We start from the raw sequence: 23,322 nt of genomic DNA, 5'->3' as shown, positions 1-23,322 counted from the left end.
AGTAGCACCAGAGGCCGACGGAGCCCAGGATCGGCCCGGAAAACGGGCCATACGGCCATGTTTGCACCATGGCTGGCACAGGGCCAAGGCCAGCCCGCCCCGAGGCTTGGGCCGTTTGGCCTTCCCCGCCCCGCCTTGGCAAGATCGCAGGGTGTCCGAACCCAGCGCCATCACCGACCCCGCCGACCCCCGCCTCGGCGACTACACCGGCCTCACCGACGTCGAACTGCGCCGTCGGCGCGAACCCGCCGAAGGCCTGTTCATCGCGGAGGGGGAGAAGGTCATCCGCCGCGCCCTCGCCGCCGGCTACCGGATGCGGTCGATGCTGCTGACCTCCAAGTGGCTGGAGGTGATGGCCGACGTCATCGCCGAGGCGGACGCCCCCGTCCACGTCGTCGAGCCGGGGCTCGCCGAAGCCGTCACCGGCTACCACGTCCACCGCGGCGCGCTCGCCTCGATGGAGCGCAAGCCGCTGCCGCAGGCCGCGGACCTGCTCGCCGGGGCCCGCCGGGTCGCCGTCCTGGAAGGCCTGGTCGACCACACCAACCTCGGCGCGATCTTCCGCAGCGCCGCCGCCCTCGGCATGGACGCCGTCCTGCTCTCGCCCGACTGCGCCGACCCGCTCTACCGGCGCGCCGTGAAGGTCTCCATGGGCGCCGTCTTCGCCGTGCCCTACGCCCGACTCGATCCCTGGCCGGCCGCCCTGGAGACCGTCCGCACCGCCGGATTCACCCTTCTGGCCCTCACCCCCGCCGACGGCGCCGTCGACCTCGCGGGCCTCGCCCCGCACCGCCTCCCCAAGGCGGCCCTCATGCTCGGGGCCGAAGGCGACGGCCTGACCGGTCCCGCCCTCGCCGCCGCCGACCACGCCGTCCGCATCCCGATGGCCCACGGCATCGACTCCCTCAACGTCGGCGCCGCCGCCGCCGTCTCCTTCTACGCCGTCACCGCCCCCACCGCCTGACGGCGGCGGCTCGCGTCGGAGGAGCCTCCACGCAGGAAGCAGGAAGTCGGCCAGGCCGACTTCCTGCGCCGCAGCCGTCCCGTGCTCAGCCCGCCGCGGCGGTGGGCGGAGCCGGGGCGGCGGCCGGGGGCTGGGTGGCGGGGCCGGAGGCGCCGGGCCAGGACTCGTCCAGGGTGCCGTCGGCACGGACGGTGTAGCGGGTCGAGGTGGTCGCACCGGTCGCGGCGACCCGCTCCTCGCGGACGACCGTCCCGCCGTCGAGCCGCCAGGTGGCCGTCGCCTGCGGGTCGGCCGCCGAGGTGCGGGAGGTGGTGGCGACCGGAGTGTCCCCGGTGAAGGAGAAGAGCTGGACGAGGTCGACCGGCACCGAGCCCTCGGCCCGCCGCAGGACGACGACCGCTGCCGGGGCGCCCTTGTACCGGGCGGGCAGCACGGAGCTGAGCACGACCTGCGGGCCGGCCCCGACCGACCGGCCGTCCCGGAGCGCGATGCCGGGCCCGCCGGTCCCGTCGGGGTAGCTGCGGTTGGGCCAGTCCACCACCGGCCCCGGTCCGTACGGGGGCGCCAACGGGCTGTCGCCCGCGCCGCCGTGTGCGGCCGCGGCCGCGGCGGACGGGGTGGCCGGCGGCTGGGCGGCGGGGGGCTGGGCCGCGGCGGCCCCGTCCGCCGAGGTCCCCGTCACGGCCTGCGCGCCGCCCGCGGCGGGCGCACTGACGGTGGACCCGCCGGAGGGCCGCAGGCCCTGCTTGCTGCGGTTTTCGCACCCCTGGGCGGCCGCGATGGCCAGCGCGACGCCGAGCGTCACGGTGACGAAGACCACGAGCCGCTGCCGCAGCAGCCGCTGCCGCGCGTTGCCGGGCCGCCCGCCGGGGGCGGGGGTGTGCTGGCGGTCCCGGGGGTGCCCGCGGTCGCGGGTGCCGGGCCGGCCGGGGGGCGGGGTGTGCGGCCGCTCCCGCACCGGGCGGGTCACAGGTGTGGCCTCGGGCCGGGGGAGCGGGGCGGTGGCCGCCTGCGAGCGCCGGGCCGCGGCCGCCGCGGCGGCCCGGGACCGTGCCGGGGCGGCGGGCTCGGGGGAGCGCCCGGGCGCGGGCACGCCGTGCCGGGCGCCGTCGGGGGCGGGCTGGGCCGCCGGTGCCGCCGGGGCGGGCGCCGCCGCCCGCCCGTGGCCGGGCCGCGCGGTCCGGGTGGCGGTTCCGGCGGCCGCCCCGCGCGCCGCGAGTTCGCTGAGGCGCTCGTGCAGCGCGGCCGCGCCGGGCCGTTCGGCGGGTTCCTTGGCGAGGCAGGCGCGGATGAGCGGTGCCAGCGGCGTCGGTACGGCGGACAGGTCGGGTTCCTCGTGGACGACCCGGTAGAGCATGACCTCGGAGGACGCCCCGGATCCGAACGGGGTGTCCCCGGTGAGCGCGTAGGCGAGGGTGGCCCCGAACGCGAACACGTCGGTGGCGGGGGTGACGGCGGCGCCGCGGACCTGCTCGGGCGCGAGGAAGCCGGGGGAGCCGACGGCGGTGCCGACGTGGGTGAGGGTGCTGGCGCCGCGCGACCAGGCGATGCCGAAGTCGATGATGCGCGGGCCCCGCGGCGAGAGCAGGATGTTGGAGGGCTTGAGGTCGCGGTGGACGACCCCGGCCTCGTGCACCTTGACCAGCCCGTCGGCGAGTGCGGCGCCGATCCGGGCGGCCTCGGGCCAGCTCAGCGGCCCTTCGTCGCCGACCTGCTTGTAGAGGGAGGGCCCGGGTACGTAGGCGGTGGCGAGCCAGGGGCGGTCGGCCTCGATGTCGGAGCCGACGACGCGGGCGGTGCAGCCGCCCCGGATGCGGGAGGCGGCGGCGATCTCGCGGGCGAAGCGGGTGCGGAACTCCTGGTCCTCGGCGAGTTCGGCGCGGATCAGCTTGAGGGCGACGCGCTGTCCGCGGCGGTCGGAGCCGAGGTAGACCACGCCCATGCCGCCGGCGCCCAGTCGCCGGTGCAGGCGGTACGGCCCGACGATGCGGGGGTCCTCACGCCTCAGCCGCATCATCGCCATGTTCCGTTCCCCGTCAGCCTGTGGGTGAGGCCCCATCGGTTGGGGCATCGTCAGTTCCTGTCTGGCACAGCTTACGGACTGCCCCCTGCGGTGTGCTGATACGCAACACCTCAAGCAGCCGTGTGATTGTCGGATCGTGCGTTGACCCGCAGGTCATAGGGGTGCCGGAGCGTTTCTCGGGGTTGCCCCTCAGGGTTCCCCCGGGGGTGCGGCCAAGGCTCCCTCCCCCTGCGGTAGTACGCCTGAAGTCTGAGCGTCATCCTCCGGGATGCCCGAGGAACAGTACGACGGCATGACGCCCGGAGGGCCCCCTGAGCAATAGCGTTGTGTTCAGCGGTGGACGGGGAGCTCGTCCCCCGAGGTAAGCCGTTCACCGCGCCAACTCGACCGGACCACAGGAGTAAGGGCATGGCACCGCAGCTCACGGGAAACCCCCGCCGTCGGTCGGCCGTCGTCCAGTCCCGGTCGGCCGAGCAGCCCACCAGGCACCCGGCCGTGGCACTGGCCATGGCCCTGCCGTGCGCGGTGGTGCTGGTGCTGCTCTTCGGCGGTTGGGATCAGATGGCGAACCAGGCCCAGGCCGTCGCCGATCTGATCGGCCGCTGAGATCACGCCGGCCCCGACGGGGTCGGCCACAGAACGGGCACTGGTCCCCTGGGGACGGGGAACAGTGCCGCCGGGGAGGCCGCGGCCGCGATGACACGCGGACGGGCGTGTGTGGCGCGCAGAGCGCCCCGGCAGGCGGAGACGCCGCGTACGGACGTCGGTGAGGGCGACCGTACGCGGCTCTTCTCTTTTTCCCGTAGCCGTCGTCTTTCCCCGGAACCACCGTCAACGCCAAACGGCCGGGGCCGCGATCCTGACGGATCGCGGCCCCGGCCGTTACTGTGCGCGATACTGGGATTGAACCAGTGACCCCTACCGTGTCAAGGTAGTGCTCTCCCGCTGAGCTAATCGCGCCTGGTGTGGCGTTCCTGCAGCAGACCCCGAAGGGCCCGACGTGCGCGATACTGGGATTGAACCAGTGACCCCTACCGTGTCAAGGTAGTGCTCTCCCGCTGAGCTAATCGCGCCTGGTGTGGCGTTCCTGCAGCAGACCCCGAAGGATCCGACGTGCGCGATACTGGGATTGAACCAGTGACCCCTACCGTGTCAAGGTAGTGCTCTCCCGCTGAGCTAATCGCGCGGGGAGGTCTTCCGGCCGGAACCGGTCGAACCTCTCGGAGGTGGAGACGGGATTTGAACCCGTGTACACGGCTTTGCAGGCCGTTGCCTCGCCTCTCGGCCACTCCACCAGGCAACACACGAAGAACGATCTTACACTGTTCTCCATCGAGCGGACGACGAGATTCGAACTCGCGACCCTCACCTTGGCAAGGTGATGCTCTACCAACTGAGCCACGTCCGCCTGTCTCCCGGGACCTTCACCGCTTTTCTTCGGCTGCGCTCCCTGGCGACGTGTTGAACTCTAGCGGATTCCTGGGCCAGCTAAAAATCCGTTCCCGCAGCGTGCCGATGGGATGCCCGCCGAGCGCCTCCCCGCCGACCCCTCGGCCCGGCCACCGGCCGCCACCTGCGGCGCTTCCGGACGATCATCCGCAGGCCACCCGGCGCACACCCGCGCGACGCCGGGCAGTGCTCACGCCCCCGCGTCACACCCCCGCGCCGGGCCCGCACCCCCGACCTACACTTCAGGCACCGCCGCCCAGGACCACCGCGCAGGAGAACCGTGTCCGGCCCCACCGATCCCAGCACCCCGCTCGCCCGCTTCGGCGGCCGCCTGGCCACCGGTCTGCGTGACGTCACCTCGGACCCGGCCGCCCTGGACTCCACCGGCTACTGGGCCGTCGCCTACGACTTCGAGGGCCGGCTGACCTGCGCCCGCTTCGACGACGTCCGCCCCGCCCCCGCGCCGCCCTCGGGCGCCGGCTGGCGCGGACCGGAGGCCGGCGACTGGCGCAGCTCCCTGGACCGCTCCGCCTACACCGCGGGCGTACGCCGCATCCGCGAACACATAGCCGCCGGCGAGGTCTACCAGGCGAACCTCTGCCGGGTGCTGTCCGCACCGCTGCCCGACCCGGCCCGCAGCGACGTCGACGCCCTCACCGGCCTCCTCGCCCACGGCAACCCCGCCCCCTACGCCGGCACCATCCGCCTGCCCGGGCACGGCGTCGAGATCGCCACCGCCTCGCCCGAGCTGTACCTGCGCCGCACCGGCCGCACCGTCTCCTCCGGCCCGATCAAGGGCACCGGCCGCACCGAGGACGACCTCCTCGACAAGGACCACGCCGAGAACGTGATGATCGTGGACCTGGTCCGCAACGACCTCGGGCAGGTCTGCGCGACCGGCAGCGTCACCGTCCCCGACCTGTGCGCCGTCGAGAAGCACCCCGGCCTGGTCCACCTGGTGTCCACCGTCGAGGGCACCCTGCGCGAGGGCGCCGGCTGGCCCGAGCTGCTCGCCGCCACCTTCCCGCCCGGCTCCGTCACCGGCGCCCCCAAGTCCAGCGCCCTGCGGATCATCGACGCCCTGGAGACCGCCCCGCGCGGCCCGTACTGCGGCGCCGTCGGCTGGGTCGACGCCGACCGCGGCGAGAGCGAACTCGCCGTCGGCATCCGCACCTTCTGGCTCGACCGGACCGACCCCGAGGCGCCCGTGCTGCGCTTCGGCACCGGAGCCGGCATCACCTGGGGCTCCGACCCCGACCGCGAGTGGGCGGAAACCGAACTGAAGGCCGCCCGCCTGGTCGCGATAGCGTCGGGCAGCGACACCGACCCGACGGGCGCGTGAACCGCCCCGCCCCCACCCCGCCCTAGTAGTACTTCGTTAGGTTGATTTGATCTTGTGGTCGTGGCGGTGCATGCTGCGGTCTGTGGATCTTGGTGAGGTGGAGAAGCTTCGTGGGGACCTCGGCGACTTCGTGGCCGAGGTCTTCGCATCGCTCGCGCGCAAGGATCAGCGCCGGCAAGGGGATTGCTATCTGCGCGGGCTGATGTTGGACGGGCGGCGCAAGTCGATCCAGCCGATGGCCGAGCGGCTGCCGGACGGGAACATGCAGGCGCTGCAGCAGTTCGTCAGCCAGTCGCCGTGGGACCACACGCCGGTTCTGCGGCAGATCGCACGGAAGATGACCGCCGCCCTCGCGCCGGAGGCGTGGGTGATCGACGACACCTCGTTCCCGAAGGCCGGCGACCAGTCCGTGGCCACGTCTCGGCAGTACTGCGGCGCGCTGGGCAAACGCTCTCTCTGCCAGGTCGGGGTGAGCGTCCACGCCGTCACCGACCAGGCCTCCGGCCCGCTGTCCTGGCGGCTGTTCGTGCCGCCGGAGTGGGACGATCGTGACGATGCCCGCCGCCGTCGCACCGGCCTGCCACCGGAGGTCGGGCACGTCGAGAAGTGGCGCCTGGCCGTCGACGCCCTCGAAGAGTTGATCTCCTGGGGGCTCGCCCCGCAGGTCGTGGTCGCCGACGCGGGCTACGGCCAGTCCGCCGCGTTCCGCCATGCCCTGCGCTCACGGGGCCTGGACTACATCGTGGCGGTGCGCGGCGACGAGACCGCGCACCGCCACGACGCCGAACCGGTGGCGCCCGCCTATGGCGGTGCCGGCCGCAGGACACTGCCCCGTTACCGCACGGATTCCGTCGCCCTGCACGAGCTCGCCACCGAAGGCGGGCGCCGTGCGTTTCGGCAGGTCACCTGGCGTCAGGGCAGCCGCGGGGCGATGCGCTCGCGCTTTCGCGTCCTGCAGGTGCGGCCCGCGGGGAAGATCCCCCGGACGCTCGCCGCCGCCGAGGCCGGCGGCGGCGCCGCATGGAACGGCGTCCTACCGGCCGAGACCCTGCTGGTCGAATGGCCTCCCGGCGCGACCGCGCCCACCGACTACTGGCTCACCAACCTGCCACCCGACACCGTGATCCGCCGCCTCGTGCGCCTGGCCAAGATCCGCTGGCGCATCGAGCACGACTACCGCGAGATGAAACACGGCCTGGGCCTGGACCACTTCGAGGGCCGCACCTGGCGCGGCTGGCACCACCACGTCACCCTGGTCACCGCCGCCCACGCCTTCCTCACCCTCCGGCGCCTCGACCCAAAAGTCGAGACGCCGGCCTGACCTTCTACCGAGTCCTCGACACCATCCAGGACCTGATACGGGCCTGGACCGGCGAATGCCCCACCTGCCAACGCGAGTTACCCACCACACGCCGACCGGGACGCACCCGACCACGCCAGACCTAACGAAGTACTACTAGGAGCAGCCCTCGATGCAGAACCCGACCACGAGCTGGGTCAACGGGGCGCTCGTCGACTCCGCCGACGCCGCCGTCTCGGTCCTCGACCACGGACTCACCACCGGCGACGGGGTGTTCGAGACCATGAAGGCCACCGACGGCCGGGCCTTCGCCGTCACCCGGCACCTCGACCGGCTCACCCGCTCCGCCCGCGGCCTCGGCCTGCCCGACCCGGACCACGACCTGGTCCGCGAGGCCTGCGCCCAGGTCCTCGCCGCCAACCCGGCCCCGCTCGGCCGCCTGCGCGTCACCTACACCGGCGGCACCTCCCCGCTCGGCTCCGAGCGCGGCACCGCCGGCCCCACCCTCGTCGTCGCCCTCGGCGCGATCAACCGCCGCCCCGACGAGACCGCCGCCGCCGTCGTCCCGTGGCGCCGCAACGAGCACAGCGCCGTCGCCGGCCTCAAGACCACCTCGTACGCCGAGAACGTCGTCGCCCTGGCCGCCGCCCACCGCACCGGTGCCTCGGAGGCCCTGTTCGCCAACACCGCCGGCCTGCTCTGCGAGGGCACCGGCTCCAACGTCTTCGTCGTCCTCGGCGGCCGCCTGCTCACCCCCACCCTCGGCTCCGGCTGCCTGGCCGGCATCACCCGTCAGCTGGTCATCGACTGGTGCGGAGCCGAGGAGACCGACCTGCCGCTCAGCGCGCTCCAGGACGCCGACGAGGTCTTCCTCACCTCCACCACCCGTGACGTCCAGGCCGTGACCCGGGTGGACGACCGCGAGCTGCCCGGCATCGGCCCCGTCACCGCCAAGGCCATGGCCGTCTTCGCCGAACGCAGCGGCGACGACCTCGACCCGTGATCCCCGGAACGGCAACCAGGGCATAGGGGCCCGGGCGCGGGGAAGGGACCACCACATGACCACGACGCTGCGCCCCGAGGGCCCGGAGACACCCACCGACGCCGGCGGCCGCACCAGGCGCTGGCAGATCTGCGCCAACGGCCGCCAGGTCGGCGCGCTGCGCACCACCGCCATCCCGCACGGCAGCCAACTCTGGGGCGAAATAGCGGAGTTGGAGGTCAGAGAAGGCCGGGGCCGGGGCCGCGGCACGTTCGGCGCGCTGGCCGCGGAGGAGGTGCTGCGCACCTGGGACTGCACCCGGGTGGACGCCAACATCCCCGAGACGGCGCGGATCGCCCGGGGGCTCGCCACCACCCTCGGCTACACCGAGCGGATGCGGAACCTGGCCAAGCGGCTGACCACCGCCCCCGCCCTGCCCGCCGGCACCACCGCCGACCGGATCGAGCCCCCGGAGTTCCAGGCCTGGCTCGACCGGGCCGCGCGGGGCTACCTCCGCTCGCTCGTGGAGTCCGGGCTCAGCGAGGAGCAGGCCCGCGCCCGGTCCCACCTGGACCACCAGCGCCAGCTCCCGCAGGGCGCCGACAGCCCCGGCGTCGCCCTGCGCCGCCTGCGCGCGGACGGCGAAGCCGAGCCGCTCGGCTCGCTCTGGGTGGACTTCCACCGGCGCGACCTGCCGAACGGCGGGCCGCTCGCCTGGGTGATGACCGTCGAGGTGTCCCCGACCCACCGGGGCCGGGGACACGGCCGCACGCTGATGCTGCTCGCCGAGCGCGAGTGCCTGGCCGCCGGCGTGCGCGACCTCGGCCTCAACGTGTTCACCGGGAACGAGGTCGCGATCCGCCTCTACGCCTCGCTCGGCTACCGGGTCACCAACCGCATCTACGGAAAGCCGCTGTGACCCGACATGGCGTCAGGAAGCCGCCGCCGCCTCGATGGCGGCCACGATGCGGTCCCGCAGGCCGTCCTGGCTCTGCCCGCCGTCCAGCCGCTGCCCGCCGATCACGTACGTCGGCGTGCCGGTGACCCCGATCGCCCGGCCCTCGGCCTGGTCGGCGTCCACGGTGAGCATGTGCCGGCCGTCGATCAGCGCGGTGTCGACCTCCTCGGCGTCCACCCCGACCGTCCGGGCCACCTCCAGCAGCACCTGCTGCCCGCGGGCGTCCAACTCCTCGACCCGGGCCAGCAGCGCCTCCACGAACGGCCAGCCCAGCCCCTGCGCGAACGCCTCCTCGGCGGCCTCCGCGGCCGCGTAGGCGTGCTTGTGCTTCTCCAGCGGGAAGTGGCGGACCTCGACGGGCAGCGCGTCGCCGTACCGCGCGCGCAGCGCCCGTACGTCGTCCAGCGCGGTGCGGCAGTCCGGACACTGGAGGTCGCACCAGAACTCGAGCCGGGGGAGGGAACCATCGATCATTCCCCCAGTGTTCCACTAGTGGGCGCCCGCTCCGGCCGACGGTGCGCCCCTGCGAAGGCCGACAGGGAGGCAGTGATGACCAGGACGACCGGAAGCGAAGGAGTACTGCCGTGCTGACGGCGGCGATCAGCTTCGCGCTCACGGCGGGCGGTGTGGCCGTGGCCGGCCTGCGGGCCTACCGGCGGCGGTTCCTGTCCGCGACCCGCTGGTTCGCGGTGGCCCTGGTGCCCGCAGGGCTCTACCTGACCGGCCTGTTCCCGGTGGCCCGGACGATCGGCGGCGAGTTCGCCGACTGGGCGACGAGGCTGGTGTTCGACCCCCGGGTCTGGACCGGCATCGTGCTGCTCGGCCTCTCCGCGCTCCTGCTGGTGACGACCCGCTGGGTGGGCCGCCGGGGCGCCGTGGACGCCGCTCCGGACCGCCCGGCGGCCGCCGGTGCCGCGCCCGAGCGCCCGGCGGTGGCGGCCACCCCGCCGAAGAAGCCGGCGGCGGGCAAGCGGGACGACGGCCTCGGCGACTTCTCCGACATCGAGGAGATCCTCCGCAAGCGCGGCATCTGAGCGGCATCCGGACGCGGCATCCGGACGCGGGATCCGGACCCCCGCGGGGGTCGGCGTCAGGCGGAGGGCACGGCCTCCGCCGAGCGCTGCCGTGCCCGGTAGGCGGCGACGTGCAGCCGGTTGCCGCAGGTGCGGCTGTCGCAGTAGCGCCGGGAGCGGTTGCGGGAGAGGTCGACGAAGACCCGGGCACAGTCCGGCGCCTCGCACCGGCGCAACCGCTCCCGCTCGCCCGCCATCAGGATGAAGGCCAGCGCCATGCCCAGCTCGGCGGCGAGGTGGTCGCCGAGCGCGGCGTGCGGCGCGAAGTAGTGGATGTGCCAGCCGTGGTGGTCGTGGTTGGTCAGCCGCGGCGTCGTACCGGCGGCCGCGACGATCCGGTTGACCAGTTCGGCGGCCTCGGCGGTGGACTCCGTCCCGAACACCTCGCGCAGCCGGGTGCGCAGCTCGTGCACCTTGTGCAGGTCGTTCTCGGTGAGCGAGTCGATCTCGCTGATCTCCTGGCCGACCACGAAGGCGTCCAGTGCGGCCACGTCCGGCAGCCGCTCGGTGCCGCACACCTCGGGCGCGGTGTTGAGCAGCTCGACGAGGATGCTCAGTGCGCACTCGGTGTCATGGGTGATCAGCACGTTGGGGACTCCTCGCGCAGGGGGACTCCGGAACCCCGCGTCCACGGTTACCCCAGACCATACCGGGCCGTGCGGCGGAAGGGCGGCGGGTTCTTTCGAAGGCGTGTACGGATTCCGCCAGAGTGCCGTGGAGCGGACGGCGTCCGGGCGGCCGGGCCCGCGAAGGACCCCCCGAAATGCCGAACGGCGCCCGGCAGCGAGGCCGGCCACCCGTATGGATGGCCGGCCTCGCTGCCGGGCGCCTGCGGTGTCGCGGGCCCCGAGGCCGCGTCGCGCGCGGCTGAGTGCTGCCGTGCCCCCGAGTAGGACGGCAGCGGTGACGGCAGGAGGTACCACCCCGCCGATGGCGGGGCGTGACCGCCTCCGGGCGGGATCAGCTTTCGGCGAGGATGTGGGACAGCTCCCGGTCGAGGTCGAAGTGGCGGTGTTCGGTGCCGGGTGGCACCGCGGCGTCCGTCCGCTTGAGAAATGACTCAAGCGCTCGGGCCGGGGCTTCCAGCAGGGCTTCTCCTTCCGGAGAGCTCAGCGCGATGCAGACCACCCCTTGCCCGTGGCTGCGGGACGGCCAGACCCGGACGTCGCCGGTACCGGTCGGTCGGTGCAGCCCCTCCGCGAGGAGATCTCGGGCGAACACCCACTCCACGGTCTCGTCGGCGCCCGTGTGGAACGTGGCGTGCACGGCGTAGGGGTCGGCGGTGTCGTAGCGCAGGCCCGCGGGGACGGGCAGTGAGGACTCGCTGGACACGATGAGGCGCAGGTGCAGCTCGCAGCTGACCGTGGTGTTCATAAGCGCCATGGCCTTTCGCTCAGTGTGCGCTCGGGGAATCGCACGTCGGCGAACGGACCATCCCACCCCCAAGCCCGATGTAAACCCCTCTGTCCCGATTCGGGCGCGAGTCGTACCCCTTACGGCGCATTGCGGAATCATCCCGGAGTGGCCCGGTCGGGCATTACCGGGCCGCTTCTTGGTTAGTTTCCTGGCATGACTGTGCGAAACGACAAGACGGCCAAGAACACGGGATCGGGTGAACCGGTCACGGCGGATGACGCGGCCGGCTCCCGCGCCCCGGCGTTCGTCCGCCGCTCGCGGCCGCTGCACCTCGCCTGGCAGGTGGCGATCTTCCTGGCCGGCGTCGCCGTGGTCGTCCTCGGCGTGATCATGCTGCCGCTGCCCGGCCCCGGCTGGGTGGTGATCTTCCTGGGCATGGGGGTCTGGGCCACCGAGTTCGACTGGGCCCGGCTGGTGCTGCGGTGGAGCCGCCGCAAGGTCGCCGAGGCCGCCCAGCGCGCCCTGGACCCGCGGGTGCGCCGCCGCAACCTCACCGTCACCGCCATCGGCCTCGCCGCGGCCGTCGGGATCGGCGGCTGGTACTTCGCCCGCTACGGCCTGGACGTCCCCTGGACGGCGGGCGAGAGCTGAGCGGCCCGGGGCCGGGGGCCGCCGTGACCAGGGTGTTCGGACCACCCTCCGGGATGCGGTAATGTTTTCCCTGCACCCGGGCGATTAGCTCAGCGGGAGAGCACTTCGTTCACACCGAAGGGGTCACTGGTTCGATCCCAGTATCGCCCACCGGAATGCATTGTGATACGTGAGGCCCAGCCGATTATCGGCTGGGCCTCACGTGTATTTCCGGAATCCATCCGAAGAACCGTCCGGAATGCGACTGAGGCGCAGTCATCTTCCGCGTGGAGCGCGAGTTCTGCGGATGCGCCAGCAGTACCCGGAAGGGACGAGTTGTACGACGACCGCCAAATGGTGCTACAGTTCTTCTCGTTGCCCGGGCGATTAGCTCAGCGGGAGAGCACTTCGTTCACACCGAAGGGGTCACTGGTTCGATCCCAGTATCGCCCACCGGACAGCACGCAGGCCCTGACCAGGAAACCGGTCAGGGCCTGCGGCGCGTTCGGGGTCGGCACCTGCCGGCCGCCGCTACGCCGCCGCCTCGCAGCCGTGTTCGGGCTCCAGCCGGCGGCCGCAGCCGCACCGGGCCGGCCGCAGCGGCCAGGAGAGGTCCACCCGCTCCGGCGTCCCCGACCGGTCGAACCAGTTCTGCAGCCCCCGCGCCTGCGCCGCGTGCCAGACCGCCTGCCGCAGGTGCAGCTCCGCCGCCGTCAGTCCGCCCAGCGCCGCCGGGTATCGGGCGCCTATCCGCCGGGTCAGCGCCAGCGCCGCCGTCGCGTCCGCCGCCGCGTCGTGCGCCCCGGCCAGCTCCACGCCGTAGTGCGCGCACAGGTCGGTCAGCGTCCGGCGGCCCTTGCGGTAGCGGTCCACGTGCTTGTCGAGCACCCGCGGATCCAGCACCACCAGCCCGGCCGTGTCCACCCCGCCGGTCAGCGTCAGCCCGTGATGGCGGCGCAACTCCCGGTCCAGCAGCGTCAGGTCGTACGGCGCGTTCATCACCACCACCGGGTGCCCGGCCCGGGCCTGCTCCGCCAGCGCGCGGGTGACCTCCGCCACCACCGCGCCGACCGGGCGGCCGTGCGTCCGGGCGTGCTCGTCGGTGATGCCGTGCACCGCCCGGGCGCCGTCCGGGATCGGGACGCCCGGATCGGCGAGCCAGGTGGTGGTCTGCACCGGCCGACCCGGGGCGAGTTGGACGACCAGGGCGGCCGAGACGATCCGATCGGTCTCGACGTCCACGCCGGTAGTCTCGGTGTCGAAGGAGGCGAGTGGGCCGGTGTACCAGTGCTGCTGCATGACTGCCCCTCAGGCGAGCGTTCCGCGCGCCCGGTTGATACCCGGTTCTGACACCCGTTCAACCGTTTGGCGCAAGCCCGACCGGGGATCCTGCCCGTGGGCCCGCCGTTCCGATCCGGACGGGCCCGGAGCAGGGGGAGGCCACGGGGCGATGGCACTGACGCAGCCGCAGCCCGAGGAGGCGGCGGCCGTTCTACGGGGGAACCTGGCGGTCACCGCCTGCATGGAGACGCTGCAGGTCGGCTACCTGCACGCGGTCGCCGCCGCGGCGGGCTGCTCGCTCTCCCAGCCGTTCCCGGACAACGGGATCGACTGGCAGGTCAGCCACGGCTCCCGGGCGCACGAGGTGGACGACGAGGTCACCATCAAGATCCAGCTGAAGGCCACCCAGCAGATCGCGGCCGATCCGACCGGGCCGTTCTTCAGCTTCACCCTCGACAACGACCACCTGCGCAAGCTCGCCCGGGCGAGGGTCGCCGTGCCGCGCATCCTGGTCGTGATGCTGCTGCCGCGGCGGGTCGACCGCTGGCTGCACGCCCGCCCGGACGCGCTGGAACTGCGGCACTGCTGTTACTGGGTCAACCTGGCCGGCCACCCGGTCACCGGACAGCGGCGCACCAACGTGCGGGTGCCCACCGGCAAGGTCTTCGACGACCGCGCGCTCTGCGACATCATGGCCCGGGTCGGCGCGGGTGGCAGCCCGTGACCGCCCGCCCCGGTCCCGGCCCCCGGCAGCGAGGAGCAGCACCATGACACCGCCGCACGCACCCGGCGAGCCGGCCCAGGCCCTGCCCGACCCCGCCGCCGTCGACCCGGCGGTGCTCGCCACCCTGCTCGCCCGGCACGGCTGGGTCCGGCGAGGCGGCCCCGCCGCCCGCTACGGCCGCTGGACGCCGCCCGACGACGAGTCCGGCACCAGCGTCCTCGTCCCCGCCGGGGACGGCTTCGACGACGCCGTCGACCTCCTCGCCGACGCCGTCACCGCGCTGTCCCGCTCCTCCACCCCGTCCGCCCGCGCCATCCTGCTCGCACTCGCCGTCCCCGGCGACGAACTGCGCTGGCACCGGGAGCCGGCCGGCCCCGCCGAGGCCGCCACCTGGGACGACGCCGAACGGCTCCAGCGGGCGGCCCGCGCGATGCTCGCCGCCGGGGCCAAGGCCGGCCGGGCCACGGCCGCCTACTTCGGCGCCAGGCTGGACGCCCACGCCGGGGACTTCCTGGACCGCGTCCTGGTCGTCGAGCAGGGCGCCGCCCTCACCGCCTACACCCCCGCGCCCGAGGGCCGGGCCGCCGTCACCACCCTGGTCCGCGCCCTGGAGGCACTGCGCGACGCCGTCGACTACCGCCGGGTCAGCGGGGGGCCCGAGGCCTTCGAGAACGCCGTCCAGGCCGGAGTCAGCCGGGAACTCGTCCAGTCCGTGGAGGACCTGGTCCGCGGCGCGACGGCGGCCCGGCTGACCGTCGCCTGGTCCGCCACCGCCGGGACCCCGGGCGGCTTCGGGGACCGCCGGGTCGTCCTCGACTTCTCGCCCGGCGACCTGCCCGCCCTCACCGAGGCCGCCGAACTGCTCGAACGGATCGAGCCCGCCGTCGCCGTCACCGTCGTCGGCGTGGTCGTCCGGCTCAAGCGCGCCGACCCGGCCGGACCGGGCGCGGTACGGCTGCGCGTCCTCGGCGGCGCCGAGGTCCGCGAACTCAAGCTCCGCCTGCCCGACCCCGACTACCGGCTCGCCGCCGAGGCCCACCTCGCGGGCCTGCCGGTCCGGGTCGCCGGCCGGCTGGAGAGCCGCGGCGGCTTCCGCCGGCTCACCCGGCCGCATGGCCTGGAACTGTGCGGCTGGGAGGACGCCGACCGCGAGCGACTGCTGAAGTCCCTCGGCGAGGCACTCGGCGAAGAGCTCGACGGAGGCCTCGGGGAAGGGGGGGAGGGGGCGTAGGTGCGCGGCCGGGTCGACGCGCTCGGTACCATCGTCACGCGCAGCGCAGTGTTGCGTCCTCTGAATCCAGCACGTCAGGAGAGACCGGTGACGGACGTCCGGGTAATCATCAACCGCGAACCCGATCGGGAAGAGCGCGTGGTGACCACGGGCACTACGGCCGCCGAGCTCTTCGCCGACGACCGCTCGATCATCGCCGCCCGCGTCGGCGGCCAGCTCAAGGACCTCGCGTACGCCGTCCAGGACGGCGACGAGGTCGAGCCGGTCGCGATCGGCAGCAAGGACGGCCTGGACATCCTGCGCCACTCCACCGCGCACGTCATGGCGCAGGCCGTGCAGCAGCTCTACCCCGAGGCCAAGCTCGGCATCGGCCCGCCGGTCAAGGACGGCTTCTACTACGACTTCGACGTCGAGAAGCCCTTCCACCCCGATGACCTCAAGGCCATCGAGAAGCGGATGCAGGAGATCATCAAGCGCGGGCAGAAGTTCTCCCGCCGCGTGGTCACCGACGAGTCCGCCCGCGAGGAGCTGGCCGCCGAGCCGTACAAGCTGGAGCTGATCGGCCTCAAGGGCTCCGCCGCCACCGCCGGCGAGGGCGCCGACGTCGAGGTCGGCTCCGGCGAGCTCACCATCTACGACAACCTGGACGCCAAGACCGGCGAGCAGTGCTGGGGCGACCTCTGCCGCGGCCCGCACCTGCCCAGCACCCGGTACATCCCGGCGTTCAAGCTGATGCGATCGGCCGCCGCCTACTGGCGTGGCAGCGAGAAGAACCCGCAGTTGCAGCGCCTGTACGGGACCGCCTGGCCGACCAAGGACGAGCTCAAGGCCCACCTCGACTTCCTGATCGAGGCCGAGAAGCGCGACCACCGCAAGCTCGGCAACGAGCTCGACCTCTTCTCCATCCCCGAGGAGATCGGCTCCGGCCTCGCCGTCTTCCACCCCAAGGGCGGCATCATCCGCCGGGCGATGGAGGACTACTCGCGCAAGCGGCACGAGGAAGAGGGCTACGAGTTCGTCTACACCCCGCACGCCACCAAGGGGAAGCTCTTCGAGAAGAGCGGCCACCTCGACTGGTACGCGGACGGTATGTACCCGCCCATGCAGCTCGACGAGGGCGTGGACTACTACCTCAAGCCGATGAACTGCCCGATGCACAACCTGATCTTCGACGCGCGCGGCCGCTCGTACCGTGAACTGCCGCTGCGCCTCTTCGAGTTCGGGACGGTGTACCGCTACGAGAAGTCCGGCGTCGTGCACGGCCTGACCCGTGCCCGCGGCTTCACGCAGGACGACGCGCACATCTACTGCACCCGCGAGCAGATGGCGGAGGAGCTCGACTCGACGCTGACCTTCGTGCTCAACCTGCTCCGCGACTACGGTCTGACCGACTTCTACCTGGAGCTGTCGACCAAGGACCCGGTCAAGTACGTCGGCTCGGACGAGACCTGGGAGGAGGCCACCGCCGTCCTCGCCAGCGTGGCCGAGAAGCAGGGGCTGCCGCTGGTGCCGGACCCGGGCGGCGCGGCCTTCTACGGCCCGAAGATCTCGGTCCAGGCGCGCGACGCGATCGGCCGGACCTGGCAGATGTCGACGATCCAGCTCGACTTCAACCTCCCCGAGCGTTTCGATCTCGAGTACACGGCGGCGGACGGCTCGCGTCAGCGGCCGGTCATGATCCACCGTGCGCTGTTCGGCAGCATCGAGCGGTTCTTCGCGGTGCTGCTGGAGCACTACGCCGGCGCCATGCCGCCGTGGCTGGCCCCGGTCACCGTGACCGGCATCCCGATCACCGACGAGCACGTGCCGTACCTGCTGGAGGTCGCGGCCGAGCTGAAGAAGCACGGGATCCGGGTCGAGGTGGACACCTCGGACGACCGCATGCAGAAGAAGATCAGGAACGCTCAGAAGAGCAAGGTTCCGTACATGCTGATCGCGGGCAACGACGACGTCGAGGCGGGTGCGGTGTCCTTCCGCTACCGCAACGGCGAGCAGAAGAACGGCGTGCCGGTGGCGGATGCCGTCGCCGAGATCGTGGAAGCGGTGAAGAACCGCATCCAGGTGTGACGCCTTCGGACCACCACGCGCGGGGCGGGCTCTCGATGAGTCCGCCCCGCGCGGCTTTGCAAGCAGCGTTGGGCGAATATGCTGATCAGCATGACGACTGAGCCGGAACTGCAGCGGGGCGTCGGGGAGCCGGACGGCTTCCGCCGCCTGTGGACCCCCCATCGGATGGCCTACATCCAGGGTGAGAACAAGCCCACCGGTCCGGCTCCGGACGACGGTTGTCCGTTCTGCTCGATCCCCGCGCTGAGCGACGAGGACGGGCTGGTCATCGCCCGGGGCGCCGCCGTGTTCGCGGTGCTGAACCTGTACCCGTACAACGGCGGCCACTTGATGGTGGTCCCGTACCGGCACGTGGCGGACTACACCGACCTGGACGAGGCGGAGACGGCCGAGCTGGCCGACTTCACCAAGCGGGCGATGACCGCGCTGCGGGCGGCCTCGGGGGCGCACGGGTTCAACATCGGGATGAACCAGGGCGCGGCGGCCGGTGCCGGGATCGCGGCGCACCTGCACCAGCACGTGGTGCCGCGCTGGGGCGGGGACACCAACTTCATGCCGGTGGTCGGCCACACCAAGGTGCTGCCGCAACTGCTGGCGGACACCCGGAAGATGCTGGCCGAGGCCTGGCCGCAGGACTGATCGGGAACGCCGGAGGGGCCCGTCACCGCTGAGTCGGTGGCGGGCCCCTCCGGCATGTTCGGGCCGGGGTCGGGGTCACTCGAACTGGTCGACCTTGTACGGGCGGGTGCCCTGGGCCTCGGACTTGATGATCGAGGCGCGGTTCTTGAAGCGGTCGGTGTCCAGGTCGTGCTCCTCCAGGAACTCCAGGGTGGCGGCGTGCACGGCGCCGAGGACCGGGACGGAGGCGTTGAGCGCGTTGTCGGTCATGAACCGGCTGCCCCACGGCGGGCTTGCCCAGGCGTGCCGGAAGCCGAACGGCTCGGGCAGGCCCAGGCCGCCGCCGAGCCAGGAGAGCAGCCCGGGGAGGCGGGTGAGCGGCGCGCGCAGGGCCTGGCGGACCACCTCGTCGTTGTCGATCAGGGGGAGCTTGACGGTGCGCTCCTCCCAGAACTTGCCGGTCTTCTGGACGGTCTTCTCCCTGGCCGAGGGCTTGTCGGAGAAGACGCCGTTGACCGGGCCGAGCGCGTAGCCGGCGACGGTGACGGTGAGGGTGTTGGCGAGCAGGGTGACGGTGACGGTGAAGGTGATGATCAGCTTGCCGTCGAAGGTGATGAACTGGGTGGCGAGGTAGTGCCGGGGGCCGCCGCCGGCGAAGGTCTGCTTGTCGGCGATGGTCTGGAGGGCGAAGTCGCGCATCCGGTCGCCGTCCATGTCGGCGTTGCCGGGGCGGGAGATCTCGTCGGCGTTCTCGCCGATTTCGAGGACTGCCCACTGCTTGACCGTGATGTTGGTCATCCCGCTGTTGGCGACCTCGCTGACGGCGAGCCCCTTGAGGTGCGAGGAGATCTTCCGGACGAGGTCCCAGGGGTGGAAGGCGCGGAAGTCGGAGTGGCCCGCGGCGGGGCGCATCACGTCGACCAGGCGCCATTCGCCCCAGCGCTTGCCGACGCCGAGGATGCCCTTGGGGCCGGCGTAGTGCTGGACGTTGGTCTCCTGCTCGCCCTCCATGCGGGCGAGCTTGTCGCGCAGGTCGACGGCCTTCTTGTCGAGGTCGTCGCGGGGGACGGCCTTGGACACGGTGGCGGCGACGGAGCTGCCCTCGGCGAGGGCGAGCCAGCGTTCGCGGAGCTCCTTGGTGGAGCGCAGCACGATGCGCCGGGCGAGGATCCCGCCGATGATGGGCGGGATCATGGCGACGCGCAGGTAGATGCCGAGCGGGCCGTGGGCGGGGGGCTTGACGAGGAACAGGACGGAGACCACGGCTGCGGCGAGGAGCGCGAGGGCGCCGTAGAGCTCGTCCTGGAGGGCCTTGCCCTTCATGAGGTAGATGCGCAGGTAGAACGCACCGATCCAGATCAGGGTGCCGGGCAGGGCGAGCAGGCCGAAGAGCACGGTGACCACGGTGAGCTTGCGGTCCCGCGCGGCCCGCAACTCCTGTGCGGCCAGGCAGTGTTCGACGATCTGGCGGGTGTCGGTGCCGAACGAGGGCACGAGCGGCTTGCGTCCGGCGCCGACGGTGCGGGAGATGACGGCGGCGCTGAACGCCTCGCCGAGGTTCGCCTCGAAGAGCTTGAACCGGGGCTTCTTGTGGGTCGCGGCGGTGACCTTGCCGACGAAGTCCTCGATCTTGCCGTCGCGGTACGCGACCGAGGAGAGCGCCGGGGTGACTCCGGTTTGCGGCCCGGCGTCGGTGCGGGGTATCTGCGCACCCGGAGTCATGTCGAGTGTGGTCACGGTGGCGTCCCCTCCTCCCCTTGTCAGCGGCAGGTTATCGTGCCGCGGTGTCGCCGCGCGCATGATCGTCTGAAGTGCCGTCACGATCGGGCCGCGCCCGGGCCTGAGAGGCATGATGCCCAGCTTCGGGCTGGTCGATACCCGGGCGGCGCCGGGTCGTCGGGGTGGTGCAGGATGGCCGCGACGGCTAGGAAGGGAGCCCAGGCGATGGATCCGGTGCTGGTGTTCGACGGGGACTGTTCGTTCTGTTCGTCCTGCGTGCGCTGGGCGGAGCGCTATCTGCGGCAGACGCTGGCCTCGGGGGGCTGGGAGGCGGTGCCGTTCCAGTTCGAGGACCTGGCGGCGCTGGACGCGCGCGCGGGCGGGCTGGGCGAGGTGACCGCGGAGCGGGCGGAGCGCGAGGTGCTGTGGGTGACGCCGGCGGGCCGGGTGTACGGGGGCGCGCAGGCGGTGGCGCGGCTGCTGATGCGTTCGGGCGGCGCGTGGGCGTACCTGGGGGCGGTGCTGGCGCTGGCGCCGGTGCGGCCGGTGGCGGGTCTGGCGTACCGCTGGGTGGCGCGCAACCGGCACCGGATGCCGGGGGGTACGGCGGCGTGCTCGCTGCCGCGGCGGCAGGGCGCTCAGTCGGTGTAGCGGCCGGCCAGGGCGGTCGGCATGGGTTCGTGGCGCAGGTAGGCGCGGGAGAACTCGGCGGTGCCGTGGGTGAGTGAGCGCAGGTCGACCGGGTAGCGGACGAGTTCGAGTTCGGGGACCTCGGCGCGCAGCAGGGTCAGGCCCGGGCCGCCGGTCTCGGTGCCGAGGACGCGGCCGCGGCGGGCGGAGAGGTCGCCGAGGACGGCGCCGAGGTAGTCGTCGGGCAGCAGGACGGTGACGGCGGCGACGGGTTCGAGCAGCCGGATGACGGCGTGTTCGGCGGCGTCGCGCAGGGCGAGGGCGGCGGCGGCCTGGAAGGACGCGTCGGAGGAGTCCACGGAGTGGGCCTTGCCGTCGGTGAGGGTGACCCGGACGTCGACGAGCGGGTGGCCGGTGGCGACTCCCTTGGCGAGCTGGGCGCGCAGGCCCTTCTCGACGGAGGGGATGAAGTGCTTGGGGACGGCGCCGCCGACGACGTGCTCCTGGAACTCGAAGCCGGAGCCGGCCGGGAGGGGTTCGACCTCCAGGTCGCAGATGGCGTACTGGCCGTGGCCGCCGGACTGCTTGACGAGCCGGCCGTGGCCGGCGGCGGCGGTGCCGAAGGTCTCGCGGAGGGCGACCTGGGGTTCGACGGTGTCGACGTGGACGCCGTGCCGGGTGCGCAGGCGGTCGAGGACGACCTCGGCGTGGGCCTCGCCGGTGCACCAGAGGACGAGCTGGTGGGTGTCGGGGTTCTGTTCGAGGCGTAGGGCCGGGTCCTCGGCGGTGAGGCGGGTGAGGGCCTGGGAGAGCTTGTCGTCGTCGGCCTTGCTGTGGGCTTCGACGGCGATCGGGAGCAGGGGCTCGGGGAGGGGCCAGCCGTCGAGGTCGACGGGGTGGCCGGGGTCGTGGACGGTGTCGCCGGCGCGGGCGGTGGTGAGCTTGGCGATGCAGACGAGGTCGCCGGCGACGGCGTGCGGGACGGGCCGCTGGAGCTTGCCGAAGGGGCTGCTGAGGGCGGTGACGCGTTCGTCGCCGTTCTGGTCGGCGCTGTGGGCGGGGCCGGCGAGGTGGATGCGGGTGTCGGGGCGCAGGGTGCCGGCGTACAGGCGCAGCAGGCTGATCCGGCCGACGTAGGTGTCGCCGGTGACGCGGACGACCTGGGCGGCGAGCGGGGCGTCGGGGTCGCAGTCGGGGGCGGGGCGGGTGCGTTCGCTGGGGTCGGGGAAGGTGTGGACGATCAGGTCGAGGAGTTCGGTGGCGCCGAGGCCGTTCTCGCTGGTGGGGACGGCGGGGTGGAGGGCGCAGCCGAGGACTTCGCGGCGCAGGCCGGCTTCGAGGGCGTCGGTGTCGAGGGTGTCGCCGGAGAGGTAGCGCTCCATGAGGGTGTCGTCCTGGCCGGAGATGGCCTCGACGAGGCTGTCGTGGGCGGGCCCGGTGTCGGGCAGCGGGGCGGCCCGGCCGTAGGTGTCGCCGGTGAGCAGGTCGACGCTGCCGTCGGGGCGGCCGTCGTGGAGGACGGGCAGGAAGAGCGGGCGGAGGGTGTCGGGGCCCAGGTCGAAGGCGTCGTGGCAGGCGGTGAGGATGTCGTCGAAGCCGGTGCGGGCGAGGTCGAGTTTGGCGACGGCGATGGCGCGCGGGATGCCTTCGGCGGCGCACTCGCGCCAGAGTGCGCGGGTGGGGGCGGTGACGGGGTCGGTGGCGGAGACGACGAAGACGGCGGCGTCGGCGGCGTGCAGGGCGGCGTGCAGGTCGGCGGTGAAGTCGGGGTGGCCGGGCGGGTCGATCAGGTTGATCTTGACGCCCTTCCATTCGAGCGGGAGCAGCGAGAGCTGGACGGAGCGCTGCTGGTGGTGCTCGATGTCCTCGTGGTCGGAGACGGTGGTGCCGTCGGTGACGCGGCCGGCCCGGCCGGTGGCGCCGGCGGCGAGGGCGAGGGATTCGGCGAGCGTGGTCTTGCCCACACCGCTGGAGCCGATGAGGACGACGTTGCGCAGGTCCCGGGGGGCGGTGACGGCGGGTGCCTGGGCGGCTCGGGCCGTGCTGCGGTCGGGCATCGGGGTCTCCTCCCGTCGCGCCGGGGCTGTCCTTCGAAAGTGTAGGTGCGGGTGCTGCGGAGGCGCGTGTCGTACGGGTGGGCGGTGACCGTCCGTGTGTGGGACGTGGTCGGGGTGTCGTCGGGCGGTGCGTGCGACGGAGCGTGCCTCCGGCCTGGCTACGATGGGTGGGCCGGACGGGCTGATCCGTCCGGCCGTCTGCCGCGCGTGTTGCGCCAGGCGGGTACCAGGGAGATCGGAGCGGTCGGGAAGGCCATGCTCAACAAATACGCGCGTGCCTTCTTCACACGTGTTCTGACCCCGTTCGCCGCGTTCCTGATCCGGCTGGGCGTGAGCCCGGACGCCGTGACGCTGATCGGTACGGCCGGTTCGGTGGCCGGTGCGCTGGTGTTCTTCCCCCGCGGGGAGTTCTTCTGGGGCACCATCACGATCACGCTGTTCATCTTCTCGGACCTGGTGGACGGGAACATGGCCCGCCAGTTGGGCCGGAGCACCAGGTGGGGGGCGTTCCTGGACTCCACGCTGGACCGGGTCGCGGATGCGGCGATCTTCGGCGGTCTGGCGATGTGGTACGCGGGCAAGGGTGACAACAACCTGCTGTGCGCGGTGGCGATCTGCTGCCTGGCGAGCGGGCTGGTGGTGTCGTACACCAAGGCGCGGGCGCAGAGCCAGGGGCTGCCGTGCGACGTGTCGGGGCTGGTGGAGCGGGCCGAGCGGCTGGTGGCCAGCCTGGTGGCGGCCGGGGTCGCGGGTCTGCACAAGTTCGGGGTGCCGTACGTGGAGTGGCTGCTGCCGGTGGCGCTGTGGCTGGTGGCGGTGGGCAGTCTGGTGACGGTGTTCCAGCGCATGCTGACCGTGCGCCGGGAGGCGTTCGAGGCCGACCGAGCGGCGGCCGGGAGCTGATGGGGGGCGTCCTGC

Annotated in this window: 20 protein-coding genes, 7 tRNA genes and 1 pseudogene; 16 read left to right on the top strand and 12 right to left on the bottom strand. The window is 72.9% G+C overall.

What is annotated here, in order from left to right:
* Positions 1-151 precede the first annotated feature (151 nt).
* The gene (locus tag OG556_RS06330) at positions 152-964 is read left to right on the top strand and encodes a TrmH family RNA methyltransferase (protein WP_371516240.1); all 813 of its coding nucleotides are present in this window, start codon (positions 152-154) and stop codon (positions 962-964) included.
* 757 nt (positions 965-1,721) lie between these two features.
* On the opposite strand, the pseudogene OG556_RS06325 reads toward OG556_RS06330, so the two are convergent.
* Positions 1,722-2,987 (bottom strand): annotated as a pseudogene (locus OG556_RS06325) (serine/threonine-protein kinase); the annotation flags it as partial.
* A 408-nt stretch (positions 2,988-3,395) separates the two neighbouring features.
* Here OG556_RS06325 and OG556_RS06320 point away from each other — a divergent pair.
* Positions 3,396-3,593 (top strand): hypothetical protein, encoded by a 198-nt coding sequence (locus OG556_RS06320; protein ID WP_371516239.1) that lies wholly within the window; start codon positions 3,396-3,398, stop codon positions 3,591-3,593.
* 282 nt (positions 3,594-3,875) lie between these two features.
* On the opposite strand, the gene OG556_RS06315 is transcribed toward OG556_RS06320, so the two are convergent.
* From OG556_RS06315 to OG556_RS06295, 5 genes are all read right to left on the bottom strand, one after another.
* Positions 3,876-3,947, bottom strand: a tRNA-Val gene (locus OG556_RS06315).
* Positions 3,948-3,988: 41 nt separating this feature from the next.
* Positions 3,989-4,060, bottom strand: a tRNA-Val gene (locus OG556_RS06310).
* Between the two features lie 41 nt (positions 4,061-4,101).
* A tRNA-Val gene (locus OG556_RS06305) sits at positions 4,102-4,173 on the bottom strand.
* 38 nt (positions 4,174-4,211) lie between these two features.
* A tRNA-Cys gene (locus tag OG556_RS06300) sits at positions 4,212-4,282 on the bottom strand.
* Positions 4,283-4,322: 40 nt separating this feature from the next.
* Positions 4,323-4,395 (bottom strand) — tRNA-Gly (locus OG556_RS06295).
* A 321-nt stretch (positions 4,396-4,716) separates the two neighbouring features.
* On the opposite strand from OG556_RS06295, the gene OG556_RS06290 reads away from it, so the two are divergent.
* From OG556_RS06290 to OG556_RS06275, 4 genes are all read left to right on the top strand, one after another.
* Complete coding sequence (locus OG556_RS06290; RefSeq protein WP_371516238.1) at positions 4,717-5,778, top strand: chorismate-binding protein; 1,062 nt, start codon at positions 4,717-4,719, stop codon at positions 5,776-5,778.
* A gap of 82 nt (positions 5,779-5,860) precedes the next feature.
* Positions 5,861-7,099, top strand: a complete 1,239-nt coding sequence (locus tag OG556_RS06285) for an IS701 family transposase (protein WP_371516237.1) — start codon at positions 5,861-5,863, stop codon at positions 7,097-7,099.
* 151 nt (positions 7,100-7,250) lie between these two features.
* Complete coding sequence (locus tag OG556_RS06280) at positions 7,251-8,081, top strand: aminotransferase class IV (RefSeq protein WP_371516236.1); 831 nt, start codon at positions 7,251-7,253, stop codon at positions 8,079-8,081.
* A gap of 55 nt (positions 8,082-8,136) precedes the next feature.
* A complete protein-coding gene (locus tag OG556_RS06275; protein WP_371516235.1) occupies positions 8,137-8,979 on the top strand; it encodes a GNAT family N-acetyltransferase in 843 nt (280 codons plus the stop codon).
* Between the two features lie 12 nt (positions 8,980-8,991).
* Here OG556_RS06275 and OG556_RS06270 read toward each other — a convergent pair whose 3' ends face one another.
* Positions 8,992-9,492 (bottom strand): DsbA family protein, encoded by a 501-nt coding sequence (locus OG556_RS06270; RefSeq protein ID WP_371516234.1) that lies wholly within the window; start codon positions 9,490-9,492, stop codon positions 8,992-8,994.
* A 110-nt stretch (positions 9,493-9,602) separates the two neighbouring features.
* Between OG556_RS06270 and OG556_RS06265 the strand changes: the two genes are divergently transcribed.
* Complete coding sequence (locus OG556_RS06265) at positions 9,603-10,052, top strand: hypothetical protein (protein WP_371516233.1); 450 nt, start codon at positions 9,603-9,605, stop codon at positions 10,050-10,052.
* A gap of 56 nt (positions 10,053-10,108) precedes the next feature.
* Here the strand turns inward: OG556_RS06265 and OG556_RS06260 are convergent, their stop codons facing one another.
* Both OG556_RS06260 and OG556_RS06255 read right to left on the bottom strand, forming a co-directional pair.
* Positions 10,109-10,678, bottom strand: a complete 570-nt coding sequence (locus OG556_RS06260) for a CGNR zinc finger domain-containing protein (RefSeq protein WP_371516232.1) — start codon at positions 10,676-10,678, stop codon at positions 10,109-10,111.
* Between the two features lie 373 nt (positions 10,679-11,051).
* On the bottom strand, positions 11,052-11,465 hold the full coding sequence (locus OG556_RS06255; protein WP_030056266.1) for an SsgA family sporulation/cell division regulator: 414 nt from the start codon (positions 11,463-11,465) through the stop codon (positions 11,052-11,054).
* 195 nt (positions 11,466-11,660) lie between these two features.
* On the opposite strand from OG556_RS06255, the gene OG556_RS06250 reads away from it, so the two are divergent.
* From OG556_RS06250 to OG556_RS06240, 3 genes are all read left to right on the top strand, one after another.
* The gene (locus OG556_RS06250) at positions 11,661-12,098 is read left to right on the top strand and encodes a TIGR02611 family protein (protein WP_371516231.1); all 438 of its coding nucleotides are present in this window, start codon (positions 11,661-11,663) and stop codon (positions 12,096-12,098) included.
* Between the two features lie 78 nt (positions 12,099-12,176).
* Positions 12,177-12,248, top strand: a tRNA-Val gene (locus OG556_RS06245).
* Positions 12,249-12,458: 210 nt separating this feature from the next.
* Positions 12,459-12,530: transfer RNA gene (locus tag OG556_RS06240), tRNA-Val, on the top strand.
* A gap of 78 nt (positions 12,531-12,608) precedes the next feature.
* Here OG556_RS06240 and OG556_RS06235 read toward each other — a convergent pair.
* Entirely contained in the window at positions 12,609-13,376 is a 768-nt protein-coding gene (locus OG556_RS06235; protein WP_371516230.1) for an exonuclease domain-containing protein, read from the bottom strand.
* Positions 13,377-13,527: 151 nt separating this feature from the next.
* Here OG556_RS06235 and OG556_RS06230 point away from each other — a divergent pair, with 151 nt between their 5' ends.
* The 4 genes from OG556_RS06230 to OG556_RS06215 all read left to right on the top strand — a co-directional run bounded on the left by OG556_RS06230 (position 13,528) and on the right by OG556_RS06215 (position 18,019).
* Entirely contained in the window at positions 13,528-14,082 is a 555-nt protein-coding gene (locus OG556_RS06230; RefSeq protein WP_363583046.1) for a DUF4365 domain-containing protein, read from the top strand.
* A gap of 43 nt (positions 14,083-14,125) precedes the next feature.
* On the top strand, positions 14,126-15,313 hold the full coding sequence (locus OG556_RS06225; RefSeq protein WP_371516229.1) for a hypothetical protein: 1,188 nt from the start codon (positions 14,126-14,128) through the stop codon (positions 15,311-15,313).
* Between the two features lie 87 nt (positions 15,314-15,400).
* Complete coding sequence (gene thrS, locus OG556_RS06220) at positions 15,401-17,380, top strand: threonine--tRNA ligase (RefSeq protein WP_371516228.1); 1,980 nt, start codon at positions 15,401-15,403, stop codon at positions 17,378-17,380.
* Positions 17,381-17,458: 78 nt separating this feature from the next.
* Positions 17,459-18,019 carry an HIT domain-containing protein gene (locus OG556_RS06215; RefSeq protein ID WP_371516227.1) on the top strand — a complete coding sequence of 187 codons (561 nt, stop codon included), beginning with the start codon at positions 17,459-17,461 and terminating at the stop codon, positions 18,017-18,019.
* 75 nt (positions 18,020-18,094) lie between these two features.
* Here the strand turns inward: OG556_RS06215 and OG556_RS06210 are convergent, their stop codons facing one another.
* A complete protein-coding gene (locus OG556_RS06210) occupies positions 18,095-19,735 on the bottom strand; it encodes a hypothetical protein (protein ID WP_371516226.1) in 1,641 nt (546 codons plus the stop codon).
* Positions 19,736-19,942: 207 nt separating this feature from the next.
* Between OG556_RS06210 and OG556_RS06205 the strand changes: the two genes are divergently transcribed.
* Positions 19,943-20,368, top strand: a complete 426-nt coding sequence (locus OG556_RS06205) for a thiol-disulfide oxidoreductase DCC family protein (RefSeq protein ID WP_371516225.1) — start codon at positions 19,943-19,945, stop codon at positions 20,366-20,368.
* Here the strand turns inward: OG556_RS06205 and OG556_RS06200 are convergent.
* The gene (locus OG556_RS06200; RefSeq protein ID WP_371516224.1) at positions 20,356-22,404 is read right to left on the bottom strand and encodes an elongation factor G-like protein EF-G2; all 2,049 of its coding nucleotides are present in this window, start codon (positions 22,402-22,404) and stop codon (positions 20,356-20,358) included. The genes OG556_RS06205 and OG556_RS06200 overlap by 13 nt on opposite strands.
* Before the next feature lie 255 nt (positions 22,405-22,659).
* Between OG556_RS06200 and pgsA the strand changes: the two genes are divergently transcribed.
* Complete coding sequence (pgsA, locus tag OG556_RS06195) at positions 22,660-23,307, top strand: phosphatidylinositol phosphate synthase (RefSeq protein WP_350877888.1); 648 nt, start codon at positions 22,660-22,662, stop codon at positions 23,305-23,307.
* Positions 23,308-23,322: the final 15 nt, after the last annotated feature.

The sequence above is a fragment of the Kitasatospora sp. NBC_01300 genome, assembly GCF_041435235.1.
Classification (GTDB): Bacteria; Actinomycetota; Actinomycetes; order Streptomycetales; family Streptomycetaceae; genus Kitasatospora.
The sequence above is the reverse complement of the archived record's forward strand: the minus strand, read 5'-3'. Positions and strand labels throughout refer to the sequence as shown.